Raw genomic sequence first — 17056 nt, forward strand, 5'->3', positions numbered from 1 at the left:
ACTCCCCGCTCAACCGACGTCGTCGGACGCTCCCCCGCCCGCCATGAGCTGCTGGATCGCGGCCAGGATCTCCTCCGCGGCGTCGGGGTCGGCTGCCAGGGAGGTCAGGGTGATCGACGGCCAGCCCTTGTATCCCTTCTCGCGTTCCGCCTCCAGCTTCTTCTGCAGTTCGGGAACGGCAGGCAGGGACTCCGCGAACGCCGCCGCCCGGCCGGGGCCGAGGTGATGCGTGATCGATCCGAAGCTGAAGGCGAGTTCCTCCTTGGCGGGGTCGTCGTACAAGGACAGGGTCCACAGCGGTACCTGGCGGCCGGCGACGGGATAGCGGACGGACATGCTCGGGTACTTGGCCGTTCCGCCCTCCAACCGGCCCCTGGCTGCCGCGTGATCGAGCAGTGCGGTCGCGATCCGCCTCGGCTCCGGGGCGAGCCGGGTCCGGATCACCGCGTCCATGTCGTCCCGGGTGGTCCGCTGCGTGGTGCGTCGGCCGGAGGGAGACTTCGCGGCCGTGGCCACCTCCCCGTGGATCCGTGGGACCAGGACGCGGAGGTCTCCGTCTCCCCGGTACTGGGTCAGCTCGACCGCGTACACGTCGGTCTGCCGCATCTGCCGGTTGAGGAACTCGACGATCGCCCTCAGCTCCAGCGGGATCCGGTCCGCGACGAACAGCAGCCGCATCTGCCCGGCGGCCAGCCGTTCCTCGACCAGCGACCAGAACTCCTCCGGGGAGCGTTCGCCGAGGAGTTCGCCGTACGCCTCTTCCAGGGACCGGCCGTCCGCGACGCAGGTCTCCTCGAAGGAGCGCTGCAGCAGTGGTCCGGGCCAGTAACGGGCTCCGTTCGCCGCGTAGTCCAGCATCTGGCCGACCACCTCGCGCCGGATCCGGGTGTCGCTCGCCCGCTTGACCTCCACCAGGGTCGGTACGCCATCGGCGTCGACGAAGAGGTGGTCCAGCCAGTACGCCGGACCGCGCTCGGCGCTCGTCGGGACGCCCATCTCCCGTGCGACCAGCACCAGCCGCAACGGCTGTCCGTCGGCCAGCGAGCCGAAATCCAGCACCCGCGGGTGGCGCGCGAGGAGCTCCTGGAACTCCTCCTCGGTCTCGAACGTGGCCGGTTCCAGGGCCTGCAGATCGCCGCCCAGGACGAATACCGGCTGATCAGTCACTTGATCCCCCACCCTGTGGTCTGGTCCGGCGACCGTGGCCGACGATCGCCTCGGTCAGGCGCCAAGCCTCTCGTTGCGCGCAGGCCGTCGGGCGGCGGCGCGCGCGGAGCCACCGCGTGGCCTGCACCGCGTAGCCCGGGGTCATCAGGGCGAGGCCGGCGAGCGGGAGCCAGGACCAGGACTTCGCTCCTTCGAGGTGGAGCAGCAGGCCGCCGAAGAGGAGCAGCGTGCCGGCGATCTCCAGCAGGTCCCAGCGCGCCTTGGTGCGCAGCGATGCGTCGGGGCCGCGCAGTCGGCCGAGCGCGGGGCCGAGGGCGAGGATCTGGAAGAGGATCGCGCTGAGGCAGATCCAGACGAACCAGCCGGGTGTGTCCACGGCGCGCACTGTACTGCGTCCCGAAACGCAGCGGGTGTCCAAGTGCCTTCACATGCGCCGCCGTTGGGGTGTCGTGGCGCGGTCGGGTGTCAATCCAGGTGCGGTCCGGAGGGGCCGGCGGTCAAGCTGGGGGCATGTCTCGCCGCATCATGTTCCTGCAGCTCAAGACGGGCTACGACACCGACCGTGGGCCCTCCTGGATCGGGTGGGTGACCTTCTCCAAGACCTGGAGGACCGCCTGCTTCCAGGGGCGGACGCTGCGGCGGGCCACGGGGCTCGGGCTCTTCGACGCCAACTTCTACGACGTCGAGACCGACGAGGAGTTCTGGGTGTCCGGGCCGAAGCGCGACCGGAGCGACACGCGGTACGGGGCGGGGGCACCGGTCGTGGAGGACGACGCCGCAGATGCCTACCGCGCGTTCCTTCGGGGCGCGCCGCTTCCCGGTCGGGAGGGCGGGTAGCGGGCGTCGGGGTCGTTCGTCGCGCCGCTGTCGGTGTCCCGCGCTACCGTGCGAAGTGTGGGTTCGTTCGTCACGGTTCGCGGAGGTTGTCATGGCGTCGCGGCTCAATCCCTACCTGACGTTCGACGGGGATGCCCGGCAGGCGATGGGGTTCTACCGGGAGGTGTTCGGCGGGAGTCTCACGCTCAGCACGTTCGGGGAGTTCGGGCTGGAGGGGACTCCGCACGGCGGGCGGATCATGCACGGGATGCTGGAGACGGGCAGTGGGTTCACGCTCATGGGGGGTGATCTGCCGCCCGGGGCCGAGTTCAGCGCCGGGTCCAACTTCGCCGTCGCCCTCAGCGGGGACGACGACGCCGAGCTGCGGGGGTACTGGGCGGCGTTGTCCGAGGGCGGTTCCGTGTCCGTGCCGCTGGAGAAGCAGATGTGGGGGGACGTCTTCGGGGCGTGCACCGATCGGTTCGGGGTTCCCTGGGTGGTGAACATCGGGGAAGAGGAAGGGGAAGGGGAAGCGGGCGCCGGCCAGGGTTGATCCGTGTTCCCGTCGCCGTAGGTCAGGGGGCGGGTCTCGTGCTGGTCGCCCACGACGCCACGGCCGCCAGCCCGATCAGGGCCGCCAGCGTCGCGTAGCCGTACGTCAGGGTCCCCACCGACGCCACCCCCGCCACCAGCAGCGGGCCGCCCGCGTCGCCCAGCTCCCTGCCCAGTTCCGCGGCCCCCATCGTCTGGCCCAGGCGTTCCTGCGGGGTGTGCGTGGACAGGGACGCGAAGCCGAGCGGGGTGATCAGGCCCGTCCCGGTGCCCGTGAGGGCCGCCGCCGTGAGGATGCCGGTCAGGCCGGGGAGGGCCGCGCAGGCCAGGCCGATCGCGGTGAGGAAGAGGCCCGCGGTCAGGCCCGTACGGGTCGACAGGCGGCCCTCGTCCAGGGCGCGGCCCGCCCGCGGCTGGACCAGTGCCGCGGACGCCGCCAGCAGCGACACCGCCGCCCCCGTCGCCACCGTGCCCAGGCCCGCCGCGCGCCCCGAGACCGGCAGGAAGCCCACGCCCACGGACAGCGCCGCCGTCGCCGCGGCCAGGGCCGCCGTCGGCGCGAGGAACGCCGGGTCGGCCAGGCGGCGGGCCAGGTCGAGCACCGTCTGGCGGGCCTTGGGCAGCGGCGGTACGGCCGGGACGGCCAGCGCCGCCCACACCGCCACCCCCGCGCCCAGCACCGTCAGCACCGCGAACAGCAGGCGCAGTCCCCCGGCCCACACCAGGACCCCGCCCAGCAGCGGGCCGAGCGTGTAGCCGATCGACTTGTGGAAGCCGTAGCCGCCGAAGGCCCGGCCCCGCTTCGCCGCCGGGTTCAGGCGCGCGACCAGGGCCGAGGCGGACGGCGAGAACGCCGAGGCCGCCGCGCCCTGGCCCAGCCGGGCCGCCCACAGCCACCCCGGGCTGTCCGCCACGACGTACACCGCGGACGCGGCCGCGAAGGCGACCAGGCCGCCCAGCAGCACCGGACGGGCGCCCACCCGGTCGGCGAGGGTGCCGAAGAGCGGCTTGAGGACGACCTCCGCGCCGTCGTAGAGGGCCAGCAGGCCGCCCAGGACCAGGAGCGAGGTGACGGCGTCGGAGGAGAAGCCGCCGAGGTTCGCGGCGATGCCGTGCGCGCCGAACGCCGTGGTGAAGCCCGCGGCGTACAGCGGCCACATCCGGCGGGGCGGGGCGGCCGCCGGTTCCTGCGGGGAGGGGCCGGACGCGGCGGCCCGGGTACCGTTGTCACGGGCGGTCATCGGGACTCCGGGAGATTCTGTCGAGCGGTGACGGCGCGTTCGGCGTCGTCCGCGCCTTCGGCGTGGTCGGCGCGGGTCGCGGCGCACTCTGCCAGATCAGCTCCCCCGTCCGCTCCCGTCAAGGCGCATCCGCCCCCCTTCCCCGTCGGCCGGGGGCGCGCCCGACTAGGCTCCTCACCATGTCGCACCCTGACGAACTGCTCGTCGGCATCGCCGAGCTCGTGGAGTCGCAGCACACCAGTCGGATGTCCCTGACCGTCGTGGTCCCCGGGGCCGTCATCACGGGCCGGCTGGCCCCCGAGGCCATGTGGAAGGAGCGCGTGGCGGAGGTTCTGCGGGATTCCGTCCAGCTCGGGGACTTCGCCGCCGTCTTCTCCCCCGCCGCCCGCGAGGGCACGGTCGCGCCCCGGCGCGACGGGCCGCCGACCCACCTCCACTTCCATGTCGCCCGCATCCTCCAGGGCAGCTACGGCATCCCCGATTCCGGCGGGATGTACCGCGTGGCGCTCTCCGACGTGAGCGCCTGGACCATCGGGGACATCGGGTATTCGGACCAGTAGGAGGGACGGGAGTTCACCGAGGGCTCAGCGAGGACTCGGTGAACTCCCCGGTCAGGTGTTCCAGCTCTCGTCGTACGGGTCGTGCGGCACCGGTACCGGTGTCGCCGCCGTCACCCGCAGGAACGGGATCGGGCCGCCGTTCACCGGGTCCTTCGCCGTGCGGGGCGTGTAGGTGCCGGTGACGGTCAGCCAGGTGTCCGGCTGCAGGACCGGCGGGATCGCTCCGATGAGGCCGATCTTCACCGGCTGGGCGTCCGCCGCGCAGCAATTGAGCGCCATGCGCACCAGGTACGGCGTGCCCGCCCGGTCCACCGCCACGAAGCCGGTGACCTGCACCCGGCGGCCCTCCAGCGTGCGGCCCCTGCCGTAGACCGCGCGGCCCGCGTAGTCCACCACGCTCAGCCGCAGGGGGTCGGTGGCGGGCAGCGCCGGGTAGGCGAGCGGCTGCTGCAGGGCGGTACCCGTACGGGTCGCGCTGTACGAGCCCAGGGCCGGCGGCGCCACCAGGATCAGCGCCAGCAGGGGCAGGAGCAGCAGCCAGGAGACGTGCGGGGCGTGGTGCCCGTGCCCCGCCGACCCGGCCGGACGACCGGACCCGGACTCGGACCCGGACTGAGGCCCGCACTCAGGCCCGGACTCGTACTCGTACTCGTACTCGGACTCGTACTCGGACTCGGACCCGGACCCGGGCCCGGTCGCAGCTCCCCGCCGCGCTGCCCGCCACCCGTACCCCACCGACGCCACCGCCGCCGCGACCAGCACCACCGCCGCCGCCAGCAGCAGCGGGCGCAGGCCCGCCTTGACGTAGCGCAGGTACAGGTCCGTCGTGCCCGCGTGCCACAGGGCCGCGCCCAGCAGGAACAGCACCGCGGACTGTGCCTGCCGGTTCACAGCAGCACCGTCCCGACCAGCACGGACACCGCCACCGCCAGGACGAACGTGGCCGGCGCGAACCGTACCGCGAAGGCGCGGCCGAACGTCCCCGCCTGCATCGCGAACAGCTTCAGGTCGATCATCGGGCCCACCACCAGGAACGCCAGCCGTGCCGTCAGGGAGAACTGGGTCAGCGACGCCGCCACGAACGCGTCCGCCTCCGAGCAGATCGACAGCACGACCGCGAGGACCGCGAGGGCCAGGACCGAGACCACCGGGTTCTCCGCCGCGGTGCGCAGCCAGCTCTGCGGGGCGATGGCCTTCAGCGTGGCCGCGGCCGTCGCGCCGAGCACCAGGAAGCCGCCCGCGTGCATCACGTCGTGCCGCACCGAGTTCCAGAAGGTCTCCCCCCGGGTCGCGCCCTCGTGCGGGGCGTGCCGGGGCGGGCGCAGCCAGTCCGTGCGGCCCAGCCGCTGCCACAGCCAGCCCATCACGCACGCCACCAGCAGTCCGCCGGCCAGCCGGGCCACCACCATCCGCGGCTCGCGCGGGAAGGCCACCGCCGTCGCCGTCAGGACGACCGGGTTGATCGCGGGCGCGGACAGCAGGAACGCCAGAGCCGCCGCCGGGGTCACGCCCCGCCGCACCAGTGCCCCGGCCACCGGGACCGACGCGCACTCGCAGCCGGGCAGCACCGCTCCGGCGAGGCCGGCCACGGGGACCGCCAGCGCCGGGCGGCCGGGCAGGGCGCGGGCGAAGAACGACGGCGGTACGTAGACGGCGATCGCCGCCGACAGCAGCACGCCGAGGACCAGGAAGGGCAGCGCCTGCACCACCACCGCCACGAACACCGTGGTCCAGCTCTGCATCACGGGCGCCGACAGGGCCCGGCGGACGGGACCCTGGAAGGTCACGAGGAGCAGGAGGACGAGGATCAGGACGAGGGGCGAGGTGACCCGCCGTTGGGGGCCGGTCGGCGCGCTCCCCCCGGGCTCGTCGTGCGGAGTCGCCTCCTGCGGGGCCGACTTGGTGAGGGCCACGTGCGGGTACCTCCGGTCGTGTCGTCGCCTCCCCTTCCGTACGGGCGGGCGCCGCACTCCGTTCAGTCATGCGTTCGGCCGGCCGGTGGAACCACCCGCCCCGGTGGGGCACTCTTCTCCCTCGTGGGGAGCGTTCCTGACCAGGGTGTGCGGCCGGGGTCGCCGGACGACGGCGGCCACATGGTGGTGTGCGGCGACGACGGGCTCGCGCACCGCCTCGCCGCCGAACTGCGGGGCGTGTACGGGGAGCAGGTCACCCTCGTCGTACCGGCCTCCGAGCGCACGGTACGGCCGCCCGTCGTCGGGCGCGCCCGCGCGGTGTCGGCCGCGCTGCTCGACCGGGTGGTGAGCGCGGCCGTCAGCCGGGCCGGCGGCGCCCCCAACGGCGGTGCCGGCGGCGGGAGTACCGATGCGACCGCCGTCGGGGAGCCGGCCGCGGGCCAGCGGACCCTGGAGGCCGCCGAGCCGAGCGAGGGCGTGCTCGCCGAGGCGGGCGTGGAGCGGGCCGCCGCGCTGGCGCTGGTCTACGAGGACGACGAGACCAACATCCGCGCCGCCCTCACCGCCCGGCGCCTCAACCCGCGGCTGCGGCTCGTCGTCCGGCTGTACAACCGGCGGCTGGGCCAGCACATCGAGGAACTCCTCGACCAGGCAGCCGCGTTGGCGACCGGGCACCCGGCCGGGACGGATGCCGCCGGGTCCGATGCCGCCGGGGCGGACGCGGCCACGACGACCGTGCTGTCCGACGCCGACACCGCCGCGCCCGCGCTGGCGGCGAGCGCCGTGGTGGGCACGACCAAGGTGGTGCAGACGGACGGGCTGCTGCTGCGGGCCGTCGAGCGGGCGCCGGGCGAGACGGCCGGCCCGGGCCTGGCCACCCTCGCGCTGCTGTCCGCGGCGGCCAACGGGACGACTGCGGCGGGCTCCTCCGCCGTGGGCGAGGACCAGGGGCCGACGCTGCTGCCCGACGCGGACGCCGTGCGGTCGGCGGCCGGGCGCGGGACCGTCGTGCTGGAGCAGGTGTCGTACGCCGCGGACGCCCCGTCCGGCGGGTCCCGTCGGCGGGGGCGCAGCGCACGCGGGGACGGTGGGCCGTTCGGGCTGGTGTCGGGGGTCGTGTCGCGGCTCGCCTCGCTGTTCTCCCGGCGGCTGCGGTGGTCCCTCGCCGGGCTGGTGGCGTGTGTGGTCGCGCTGGCGGTGGCGCTGTGGCTGGCCACCGGCATCCATCCGCTCGGCGCGCTGTACCTGACCCTGCTCGACCTGTTCGCCATCAACGACCCGGCGGTCGGCGCGTCCACCGAGCGCCAGGTGCTCCAACTGCTGTCCGGGCTGGTCGGGTTGCTGCTGCTGCCGGTGCTGCTGGCGGCGGTGCTGGAGGCGCTCGGGACGTTCCGCGGGGCCGGGGCGCTGCGGCGGCCGCCGCGCGGCATGGGCGGGCACGTGGTGCTGCTGGGGCTGGGGAAGATCGGCACGCGGGTGCTGATCCGGCTGCGGGAGCTGGACATCCCGGTGGTGTGCGTGGAGGCCGGGGCCGACGCGCGCGGGCTGGCCGTGGCACGGCGGCTGCGGGTGCCGGTGGTGCTCGGGGACGTGACGCAGGAGGGGGTGCTGGAGGCCGCGAAGATCCACCGTGCGCACGCGCTGCTCGCGGTGACCAGCTCCGACACGACGAACCTGGAGGCGGTGCTGTACGCGCGGTCCGTGCGGCCGGACCTGCGGGTGGTGCTGCGGCTGTACGACGACGACTTCGCCACGGCGGTGTACCGGACGCTGCGGGTGGCCTACCCGGGGGCGCAGACCCGCAGCCGGAGCGTGTCGCACCTCGCGGCGCCGGCGTTCGCGGGGGCGATGCTGGGCCGGCAGATCCTGGGGGCCATACCGGTGGAGCGGCGGGTGCTGCTGTTCGTGGCGCTGGAGGCGGGGGCGTACGCGCAGTTGGCGGACAAGACGGTCGGCGAGGCGTTCCGGGCCGGGTACTGGCGGGTGCTGGCGCTGGACACGGGCGTCGGGGCGTCGGGGCTGGTGTGGGACCTGCCGGACGCGTACGTGCTGCGGGGGCAGGACCGGGTGGTGCTGGCCGCGACCCGGCAGGGGCTGGCGGAGCTGCTGCGCCGCCGGCGGCGGGAGACGACGGCCCGGACCGCCGCGCCCCGCCCGCAGGTGCCCTGAGGGAGCCGGCCGCCCCCAGCCGCCGGCCCCCTCCCGTCATCGGCTACTTCGGCAGGTGCCGTGCCGCGAAGTCGAGTTCGAGCTTCACCTGCTTGATGCGCTCGTCCACCACCAGGGAGCCGTGCCCGGCGTCGTAGCGGTACACCTCGTGGGGCGCGCCGCGGGACTCCAGGCGCTTGACGTAGTTGTCGATCTGGCGGATGGGGCAGCGCGGGTCGTTGACGCCCGCCGAGATGTGGACGGGGGCCTTGACCTGGTCCACGTAGGTCAGCGGGGAGGAGGCCGCGAAGCGCTCGGGGACCTCCTCGGGGGTGCCGCCGAGCAGCGTGCGGTCCAGGGCCTTCAGGGCCTCCATCTCGTCGTGGTACGCCGTGACGTAGTCGGCGACCGGGACGGCGGCGATGCCCAGCGTCCAGGCGTCGGGCTGGACGCCGAGGCCCAGCAGGGTGAGGTAGCCGCCCCAGGAGCCGCCGGTGAGGACCAGCCGGGCCGGGTCGGCGAGCCCCGAGCCCACCGCCCACTCGCGCACCGCCGCGATGTCCTCCAGCTCGATCAGGCCGACGCGGTGCTTGAGCGCGTCCGTCCAGGCGCGGCCGTAGCCGGTGGAGCCGCGGTAGTTGACGCGGACGACCGCGTACCCGTGGTCGACCCAGGCGGCCGGGGCCGCCGCGAAGGCGTCGCTGTCGTGCCAGGTGGGGCCGCCGTGGATGTCGAACACCGTGGGCAGCGGGCCCGTGGCGCCCCTCGGCTTCTGCACCAGGGCGTGGATGCGGCCGCCGGGGCCGTCCACCCAGACGTCCTCCACCGGCACCGAGCCGGGGCACTTCATGCCGGGCGGGTCGAGCACCACGGCACCCGTGGTGGAGCGGACCACGGGCGGCTCGGCGGCCGAGGACCACAGGTACTCCACGCTGCCGTCCGGGCGGGCCGTCGCCCCCGAGACGGTGCCGGGCGGGGTGGGGATGCGGGTCAGCGTGCCGCCGGCGAGGTCGTAGCGGAACAGCTCGCTGCGGGCCTCGAAGCCGTGCACGACGAGCAGCGCGGAGCCGTCCGGGTACCACTCGGCGCTCACGTCGCCCGGCAGGTCCAGCTCCAGGTCGGTCTGCTCGCCGGTCCGCACGTCCCACACCAGCGGCTCCCAGCGGCCCCGGCGCTGGTGTCCGACGAGGAGGCGGGTGTCGCCGTCGACGGGTGCGAAGCCGAGCACGTCCAGGCCGAGCTCCCGGCGGCCGCCGTCGGTGTCGTCGAGCTCGGCGACCGTGGTGCCGTCGGGGCGCAGCACGCGCAGCGCCGAGTGCATGGCGTCGCCGTGCTCGGTGTGCTCGACCGCGATGAGCGAACCGTCGTGGGAGAGGTCGCCGACGCCCGCCGACTCGCGGTGCCGGTACAGCTCGAAGGGTGCCTCGCCCTCGCGGGCCAGGTGGATCGTCGTGCCGTCCTCGTCGGTGGAGCGGCCGACCACCGCGGTGCGGCCGTCGCGGCTCAGGGCGAGGCCGGCCGGGTAGGACGGGTCGAGGCCGGGGGCCGCCAGCTCGTCCTCGCCGCCGGTGAAGGGCTGGCGGCGCCACACGCCGAACTCGTCGCCGTCCTTGTCGTCGAACCACCAGATCCAGGCGCCGTCCGGGGAGAGCACGCCGTCCGTGGTGCCGTTGGCCCGGTCGGTTACCTGGCGCTGCTCGCCGGTGGCGCGGTCCCACGCGTACAGCTCGTACGTCCCCGTCGCGTTCGACACGAACAAGGACCGGTCCGGTGCGTCCTCCGCCCAGTCGGGCAGGGACACCCTCGGCGCGCGGAAGCGCTTCTCCCAGTCCGGCATCTGCTCGGTCGGCTCGGCCGCGTCCGGCCCGTTGCTCTCAGTCATGGCCCCATAGTGCCTGCTCGGACGACTTGTGTGCGGCCGCGCTCCCCAGCCTGTGGACAACTTTCGTCATGTACTTACCAGGCCCCTCCACGGACGGTCCATGAACCCGCCCCCCGCGCCCCGGCACAGCGCGGCGGCCCCGTACCGTTGAGGGCGTGTACCGGTTCCTGCTGACGCCCCGCTGGTGGGGGATCAACGTCTTCCTGCTGCTGGCCGTGCCGTTCTGCATCTTCATGGGGTCCTGGCAGCTCAGCCGGTTCGAGGCGCGCGTCGACGACCACCGCACCGCGCAGGCGCAGGTCTCCGAGGACCGCACCGAGGCGGCGCGCCCGCTCTCCGAGATGCTGCCGGTGGACAAGGCGACCTCGGGCAAGCGCGTCACCGCGACGGGCCGCTACGGCACGCAGCTCCTCGTGCCCGACCGCACGCTGGACGAGCGCACGGGGTTCTACGTGCTGACCCTGCTGCGCACCGACGGCGGCAAGGCGCTCCCCGTGGTCCGGGGCTGGCTGCCGGGCACCGCCGACGCGGCAGCGGCGCCCGCCCCGCCGGCCGGCGAGGTCACCGTCACCGGTGCGCTGCAGGCGTCCGAGACGCCCGGGGACAACGGCGTCAGCGCCCGGGGCGGGCTGCCGGCCGGGCAGACGGCCGCGATCAGCGCGGCCTCCCTGGTCAACCTCGTGCCGTACGACGTCTACGACGCCTGGGTCACGCTGGACACGGCGGATTCCGGGATGACGGCGGTGCCCGCGACCGCGCCCGCCGGGACCGGCCTGGACCTGAAGGCGTTCCAGAACCTCGGCTACACCGGCGAGTGGTTCGTCTTCGCGGGCTTCGTGGTGTTCATGTGGTTCCGCCTGCTGCGCCGCGAGGTCGAGTTCCAGCGCGACGCGGCCCTCGGCCTGCTCCCCGAGGCGGAGGGCGGGGAACCGGCGACGGCGGAGGCCGGGGAACCGGCGACGGGCGAGGAGCCCGCCGCCCCCGGGACTTCCTACGACGGCGCCAGCACGCCCGTCCGGTAGACCGTCCCGGCGCACGCGTCGGGCACGGTCGCGGTGACCGTGGGCCCGCCGCCGTCCGGGGTGTACGACACGGCGACGCTGCCGTCGGCCGTGCCGTCCTCGGTGAACAGCTGCGGGGACGTGTCGTTCGCGCCGGACCCGCCGGTCGCGCCGGTGGTCGTGGCGCCGTTCGCCGCGCTGCTCTGCTCGGTCGGGCTCGGGCTCGGTGACGAGGAGCCGCCGGAGTCGCCGCCGTTCGTCGGGCAGGTCTCCGAGGGCACCCAGGCGAACCGCACGTCGTAGGCCGAGCCCGGCGTGAGGACCAGCCGGGAGACGTACAGCGACGGGTCGGGCAGGGCGGCCGCGGCGTCGCCGGAGGTGTGCTCGGTGACGCTGATCTTCGCCGGGTCGGCGGCGCCCTGCGGGGTGGTGGTGAGGGCGACCCCGCCGTCGACGGCGCAGCTCTTGCCGGAGACGTTGGTCACGCGGAAGCTGCCGTAGACGATGCCGGCCGCGTCGGCGCCCTGAACGGCGGCGGTGGCGGAGCCGAGCTGGTCGGCGGCGCAGGCGGGGGCCTCGGCGGAGCTGGGCGCGGACGGGTCGCTGCCGCCGCCGGCGCCGGCCGCGCTGCCGCCGCTCTTGCCGTCGTCGCCGCCCTTGGTGCCGCCGGTCCCCTGGTCGCCGGTCGGGCCGCCGGTGTCGGCCTTGCCCGCGGATCCGCCGTCGGGCTGCTTGCCCTCGCCGGTGCCGCCGTGGGCCTGGGAGGCCTGGCCGGCGATGGCGGGGTTGGCGTCGGTGCCGCCGGAGTTCGAGACGTGGATGAGGGCCGGGACGGCGGTGCCGACGAAGAGCGCCGCGGCCGCCATGCCGACGGCGGCCTGGCGCTTGCGGGCCCGGCGGGCCGGTACGGCCTTGCGCAGGTGGTCGAGGGTGCCGTCGCGCGGTTCGACGTCGGCGACCGCCTGCTGCAGCATGCGCCGCAGGGCCAGCTCGTCCGAGCCGAACCCCTCGGGGCCCTGGTCGTCGAGGTGGTGGTTCACGTGTCCGTTCCCAGCGTGCGTGTGCTTCGGGTGGCCGGCCGGGTCCATCGGCTCGTGCCACGCGTACGGTTCGTGTCGCTCATGGGAGTCGCGTCCCTCGCCGTCCTGGTTCACGCCGACGCTCCCATCGCGCCCCGCAGCGCGGCGATGCCGCGTGAGCCGTACGCCTTGACCGAGCCGAGCGATATGCCGAGGGTCTCGGCGACCTGGGCCTCCGTCATGTCCGCGAAGTAGCGCAGGACGAGGACCTCGCGCTGGCGGCGCTGCAGGCCCTTCATCGCCTTGATCAGGGCGTCGCGCTCCAACTGGTCGTAGGCGCCCTCCTCCGCGCTCGCCATGTCGGGCATCGGCTTGGAGAGCAGCTTCAGGCCGAGGATGCGCCGGCGCAGCGCCGAGCGGGAGAGGTTGACGACGGTCTGGCGCAGGTAGGCCAGGGTCTTCTCCGGGTCGCGGACGCGCTTGCGCGCGGAGTGGACGCGGATGAATGCCTCCTGGACGACGTCCTCGCAGGAGGCGGTGTCGTCGAGCAGGAGGGCGGCGAGGCCGAGCAGCGAGCGGTAGTGCGCCCGGTAGGTCTCGGTGAGGTGGTCGACGGTGGTGCCGGCCGCCACGGTCTCGTCGGCGCCGTCACGCGGGCTGGGGATGCGGGCGGGCCGCGCTGCGGGCATGGGCGCGATCACCGGCATGCCGCCGGGCGCCCCGGCCGCGCGGGGTCGGACGATCCGGCGGGGCGGCCGCAAAGCGGTGCCCCGGGTCGTCGCGGGGAAGTCGAGTACCTCTGCCACGCCAGTTGGACACGCCTACCCCCTCGGGGGTTGTACGCGTGATGCCCACCTCTTGCGCGGGGTGGCGCCGCCGGTCTCCCCCCGGACGCCCCGGCCGGCCCGTCTCCGGCGCCGGGCAGCACAACCGACGGCGTGTCCCATGCCCTCATGCGTCCCGCTCTTCCCCTGTGTCCACCAACGATCGGGCGTCCCCACGCCCGCGGCCGCGGCGCCCCCTGCGCGCCGTGGCCGTCTGCTTCCGCACCCTGGAAGGGCGACCGCAAAGACGCTCCCCGCGCTCCGCACGGTTGCGGAGAGCGGGGAGGAAACAACCAGTGAGCAAATCCTACAAACGTTTTCGGCCCTGGCCAGGGGTTACTTACGGCAACCCCCGCCGGTCTGGCGTTCACTGACGCTCAGCCACGACCAGTTCCGCGATCTGCGCGGCGTTGAGGGCGGCGCCCTTGCGCAGGTTGTCGCCGCAGGCGAAGAGCTCCAGGGCGGTCGGGTCGTCGAGGGCGCGGCGCACCCGGCCCACCCAGGTGGGGTCGGTGCCGACGACGTCGGCGGGGGTGGGGAACTCGCCGGCCTCGGGGTCGTCGCACAGCACCACGCCGGGCGCGGTGGCGATGATCTCGCGGGCCCGGCCGACGGTGACCTCGTCCTGGAAGCGGGCGTGGACGGTGAGGGAGTGCACGGTGACCACCGGCACGCGCACGCACGTCACGGCCACCGGCAGGGCGGGCAGTCCGAGGACCTTGCGGGTCCCGTCGCGCACCGCCATCTCGTCCGAGGACCAGCCGTCCGCGCGCAGCGACCCCGCCCACGGCACGACGTTCAGCGCGACCGGCTCCGGGAACGGCCCGGTGCCGTCCCCCACGGCCCGCCGTACGTCACCGGGGCTGGTGCCCAGGTGCGTGCCGGCGACCAGGGAGAGCTGCCGGCGCAGGGTGCCGACGCCGTCGCGTCCGGCGCCGCTGACCGCCTGGTACGAGGAGACGACCAGCTCGCGCAGCCCGAACTCGGCGTGCAGGGCGCCGAGGGTCACGATCATGGTCAGGGTCGTGCCGTCCGGGCCGGCGAGGATGCCGCGCGGCCGCATCCGTACGGCGTGCGGGTTGACCTCGGGCACGACGAGCGGCACCTCGGGGTCCGCGCGGAACGCGGCGGAGGTGTCGACCACGACGGCGCCGCGCGCGACGGCGACCGGCGCCCACCGGGCCGCGACCTCCTCGGGCACGGCGAACAGCGCCAGGTCGACGCCGTCGAGGGCGTCCTCGCTCAGCGCGGCCACCTCGACCTCCTCGCCGCGCACGGCCAGCTTGCGGCCGGCCGAGCGCGGCGAGGCGACGAGACGGATCTCACCCCAGATGTCCGCCCGGTGGGACAGGATCTGGAGCAGCACGGTCCCGACGGCGCCGGTCGCCCCCACGACCGCCAGCGTCGGACGTTGCGATGCGGGCATCTGCGGTCCCGGGCGTCAGCGCCCGGTGCCCCCGTAGACGACGGCCTCGTCGCTGTCGGAGTCGAGCCCGAAGGCGGTGTGCACGGCGCGGACGGCCTCCGGCACGTCGTCGGCGCGCGTGACGACCGAGATGCGGATCTCGGAGGTCGAGATCAGCTCGATGTTCACCCCCGCCTCCGACAGGGCCGTGAAGAAGTCGGCCGTGACGCCCGGGTTGGTCTTCATGCCCGCGCCGACCAGGGAGATCTTGCCGATCTGGTCGTCGTAGCGCAGGGAGTCGAAGCCGATGCCGGACTTGTTCTTCTCCAGCGCGTCGATGGCCTTGCGGCCCTCGGTCTTCGGCAGCGTGAAGGAGATGTCCGTCAGGCCGGTGGCCGCGGCGGACACGTTCTGCACGACCATGTCGATGTTGACCTCGGCGTCGGCGATCGTGCGGAAGATGGACGCCGCCTCGCCGGGCTTGTCGGGCACGCCGACGACCGTGATCTTGGCCTCGGAGGTGTCGTGCGCGACACCGGAGATGATGGCCTGCTCCACCTGCTGGTCCCCAATCGGCTCACTGCTGACCCACGTGCCCTGCAGTCCGCTGAAGCTGGACCGGACGTGGATCGGGATGTTGTAACGGCGGGCGTACTCCACACAGCGGTGGAGCAGCACCTTGGAGCCGGAGGCCGCGAGCTCCAGCATGTCCTCGAAGGAGATCCAGTCGATCTTCTTCGCCTTCTTCACCACCCGCGGGTCGGCGGTGAACACGCCGTCGACGTCGGTGTAGATCTCGCACACCTCGGCGTCGAGCGCGGCGGCCAGCGCGACCGCGGTGGTGTCGGAGCCGCCGCGGCCCAGCGTGGTGATGTCCTTGGTGTCCTGGCTGACGCCCTGGAACCCCGCGACGATGGCGATGTTGCCCACGTCGAGCGAGTCGCGGATGCGGCCCGGCGTGACGTCGATGATCCGGGCTTTGTTGTGGACCGAGTCGGTGATGACACCTGCCTGGCTGCCGGTGAACGACTGGGCGTTGTGCCCCAGGTTCTTGATCGCCATGGCCAGCAGGGCCATGGAGATCCGCTCTCCGGCGGTCAGCAGCATGTCGAGCTCGCGCCCGGCAGGGATGGGGGATACCTGCTCGGCGAGATCGATCAGCTCGTCCGTCGTGTCGCCCATCGCGGAAACCACGGCGACCACCTGGTGGCCGTTCTTCTTGGCTTCCACGATCCGCTTGGCGACGCGCTTGATGCCCTCGGCATCGGCTACGGAGGAGCCTCCGTACTTCTGCACGACAAGGCCCACGTGCGCTCCTCGCTCAGTTTGTCTGTTTCCGCACGTACGCCCTTGTACTGCGGGTCGGCTCAGTCTAACGAGCGCCCGAATCCCGCCCCTGGGGTATCGCATCGTGAGATGCCCCGGACACCCGCCGCGGGGGCTCCTTCCCAGGCGGTCCGAGGGACAAGCGGAATGTGCCCCGGCTCACGCGTCGCCGGTCCGCAGGGCGGTGACGAAGGCGGTCCAGGCGGGGGTGGGGAGGGTGAGGTGGGGGGCTTGGGGGGTCTTGGAGTCGCGGATGTGGACGGTGGCGGGGGTGGCGGCGACTTCTACGCAGTTGCCGCCCTCGTCGTCGCTGTAGCTCGACTTGCCCCACGTCAACGGGTCGCTCATGGCCGATCCACCATCCCCTTGATGAAATGGGCCGACTCAGCCGTGCTGAGGGCCTGGGTGCGGATCATGCTAAGCCGCCCGATCACCCGGCTGACAACCCCCGGATCGGCCGACAGTTCGCTGGCGAACGGACCTTCCGCGAAGGCGAGCCGCTCGTGGTCGCGCGTCTCCAGAAGCACCATGGCGCCCGCGAGGGCGGAGGGGACGACCCGCTCGAACGGCAGCACCTGCACCTCGACGTTGCGCAGGGTCCCCACTTCCAGCAGTCGGCCCAACTGCTCGGCGTCCACGAGCGGGTTGCACAAGGCCGCCTCGTACAGCACGAAGCTCAGGTGCACGGGTGGCTTCCTCTCGGTGAGGATGGCCTGCCGCTCCATGCGGGTCGCGACGCGCTCCTCGACCGTGTCGTCGTCCAGGGGCGGGTAGCGGTTCTCCATCAGGGTCCGCGCGTACGCCTTGGTCTGCAACAGGCCCGGGATGAGGGTGGCTTCGTACGACCAGTGACTCACCGCCTCCCTCTCCCGCTCCATGAACTCCTGCGCCCGGGGCGGGAACTTCTCCCTGCTCAAGTAGTCCTTCGCCGCGCTCAGCATCCCCTCCGCGCCGCACAACTCATCGGCCACGTCCAGGACTCGGGGGGTCGGCATGCGGACCCCTTGCTCCATGGCCTTGATCGTGTCCGGGGAGTAGTTCGACGCGGCCGCCAGCTCCTCGCGGGAGACGTTCGCCTTCGTGCGCCAGCGCTTCAACTGGTTGCCGCTGAAGCGCCACATGGGGGGCGACTGGGTCACTGCACGCACCTCCGGCCGGTACACCGCGCTGTGTCACACCTGGGTCACTACCGAGCGTAGCCA

Annotated in this window: 17 protein-coding genes; 5 read left to right on the forward strand and 12 right to left on the reverse strand. The window is 73.7% G+C overall.

The window, feature by feature from the left end:
- Window positions 1-9: 9 nt before the first annotated feature.
- Together E4U92_RS28690 and E4U92_RS28695 are read right to left on the reverse strand one after the other, a co-directional pair.
- A complete protein-coding gene (locus tag E4U92_RS28690) occupies window positions 10-1167 on the reverse strand; it encodes a hypothetical protein (RefSeq protein ID WP_137303329.1) in 1158 nt (385 codons plus the stop codon).
- On the reverse strand, window positions 1160-1543 hold the full coding sequence (locus E4U92_RS28695) for a hypothetical protein (RefSeq protein WP_174864046.1): 384 nt from the start codon (window positions 1541-1543) through the stop codon (window positions 1160-1162). The genes E4U92_RS28690 and E4U92_RS28695 overlap by 8 nt, the downstream gene beginning before the upstream one ends.
- Before the next feature lie 134 nt (window positions 1544-1677).
- Between E4U92_RS28695 and E4U92_RS28700 the strand changes: the two genes are divergently transcribed.
- Both E4U92_RS28700 and E4U92_RS28705 read left to right on the forward strand, forming a co-directional pair.
- The gene (locus tag E4U92_RS28700) at window positions 1678-2004 is read left to right on the forward strand and encodes a hypothetical protein (protein WP_137303330.1); all 327 of its coding nucleotides are present in this window, start codon (window positions 1678-1680) and stop codon (window positions 2002-2004) included.
- A gap of 91 nt (window positions 2005-2095) precedes the next feature.
- A complete protein-coding gene (locus E4U92_RS28705; RefSeq protein ID WP_137303331.1) occupies window positions 2096-2536 on the forward strand; it encodes a VOC family protein in 441 nt (146 codons plus the stop codon).
- Window positions 2537-2558: 22 nt separating this feature from the next.
- Here E4U92_RS28705 and E4U92_RS28710 read toward each other — a convergent pair whose 3' ends face one another.
- Window positions 2559-3695: an MFS transporter gene (locus E4U92_RS28710; RefSeq protein ID WP_137303404.1), complete on the reverse strand. Its 1137-nt coding sequence runs from the start codon at window positions 3693-3695 to the stop codon at window positions 2559-2561.
- Between the two features lie 260 nt (window positions 3696-3955).
- Here E4U92_RS28710 and E4U92_RS28715 point away from each other — a divergent pair, with 260 nt between their 5' ends.
- Window positions 3956-4336 carry a hypothetical protein gene (locus tag E4U92_RS28715; RefSeq protein WP_137303332.1) on the forward strand — a complete coding sequence of 127 codons (381 nt, stop codon included), beginning with the start codon at window positions 3956-3958 and terminating at the stop codon, window positions 4334-4336.
- A 51-nt stretch (window positions 4337-4387) separates the two neighbouring features.
- Here the strand turns inward: E4U92_RS28715 and E4U92_RS28720 are convergent, their stop codons facing one another.
- Complete coding sequence (locus E4U92_RS28720) at window positions 4388-5227, reverse strand: TIGR03943 family putative permease subunit (protein ID WP_137303333.1); 840 nt, start codon at window positions 5225-5227, stop codon at window positions 4388-4390.
- Window positions 5224-6249, reverse strand: a complete 1026-nt coding sequence (locus E4U92_RS28725) for a permease (protein WP_137303334.1) — start codon at window positions 6247-6249, stop codon at window positions 5224-5226. Before E4U92_RS28725 ends, E4U92_RS28720 begins: the two co-directional genes overlap by 4 nt.
- A gap of 180 nt (window positions 6250-6429) precedes the next feature.
- On the opposite strand from E4U92_RS28725, the gene E4U92_RS28730 reads away from it, so the two are divergent.
- On the forward strand, window positions 6430-8418 hold the full coding sequence (locus E4U92_RS28730) for an NAD-binding protein (RefSeq protein WP_137303405.1): 1989 nt from the start codon (window positions 6430-6432) through the stop codon (window positions 8416-8418).
- Window positions 8419-8461: 43 nt separating this feature from the next.
- On the opposite strand, the gene E4U92_RS28735 is transcribed toward E4U92_RS28730, so the two are convergent.
- Entirely contained in the window at window positions 8462-10279 is a 1818-nt protein-coding gene (locus tag E4U92_RS28735) for a S9 family peptidase (RefSeq protein ID WP_137303335.1), read from the reverse strand.
- A 155-nt stretch (window positions 10280-10434) separates the two neighbouring features.
- On the opposite strand from E4U92_RS28735, the gene E4U92_RS28740 reads away from it, so the two are divergent.
- Window positions 10435-11301: an SURF1 family protein gene (locus E4U92_RS28740; RefSeq protein WP_137303336.1), complete on the forward strand. Its 867-nt coding sequence runs from the start codon at window positions 10435-10437 to the stop codon at window positions 11299-11301.
- On the opposite strand, the gene E4U92_RS28745 is transcribed toward E4U92_RS28740, so the two are convergent.
- The 6 genes from E4U92_RS28745 to E4U92_RS28770 all read right to left on the reverse strand — a co-directional run bounded on the left by E4U92_RS28745 (window position 11271) and on the right by E4U92_RS28770 (window position 16975).
- The gene (locus E4U92_RS28745) at window positions 11271-12320 is read right to left on the reverse strand and encodes a hypothetical protein (RefSeq protein ID WP_137303337.1); all 1050 of its coding nucleotides are present in this window, start codon (window positions 12318-12320) and stop codon (window positions 11271-11273) included. The two genes, E4U92_RS28740 and E4U92_RS28745, sit on opposite strands and share 31 nt — an antisense overlap.
- A gap of 110 nt (window positions 12321-12430) precedes the next feature.
- Complete coding sequence (locus tag E4U92_RS28750) at window positions 12431-13105, reverse strand: SigE family RNA polymerase sigma factor (RefSeq protein WP_266805422.1); 675 nt, start codon at window positions 13103-13105, stop codon at window positions 12431-12433.
- Window positions 13106-13490: 385 nt separating this feature from the next.
- Complete coding sequence (locus E4U92_RS28755; RefSeq protein ID WP_137303338.1) at window positions 13491-14549, reverse strand: aspartate-semialdehyde dehydrogenase; 1059 nt, start codon at window positions 14547-14549, stop codon at window positions 13491-13493.
- Window positions 14550-14564: 15 nt separating this feature from the next.
- Window positions 14565-15836, reverse strand: coding sequence for an aspartate kinase (locus E4U92_RS28760; protein WP_067240939.1), 1272 nt, complete (start codon window positions 15834-15836; stop codon window positions 14565-14567).
- Window positions 15837-16013: 177 nt separating this feature from the next.
- Window positions 16014-16202, reverse strand: a complete 189-nt coding sequence (locus E4U92_RS28765; RefSeq protein ID WP_137303339.1) for a DUF397 domain-containing protein — start codon at window positions 16200-16202, stop codon at window positions 16014-16016.
- The gene (locus E4U92_RS28770) at window positions 16199-16975 is read right to left on the reverse strand and encodes a helix-turn-helix domain-containing protein (protein WP_137303406.1); all 777 of its coding nucleotides are present in this window, start codon (window positions 16973-16975) and stop codon (window positions 16199-16201) included. The genes E4U92_RS28765 and E4U92_RS28770 overlap by 4 nt, the downstream gene beginning before the upstream one ends.
- Window positions 16976-17056 lie beyond the last annotated feature (81 nt).

The sequence above is a fragment of the Streptomyces galbus genome (genome assembly GCF_005280195.1).
Lineage (GTDB): Bacteria > Actinomycetota > Actinomycetes > Streptomycetales > Streptomycetaceae > Streptomyces > Streptomyces galbus.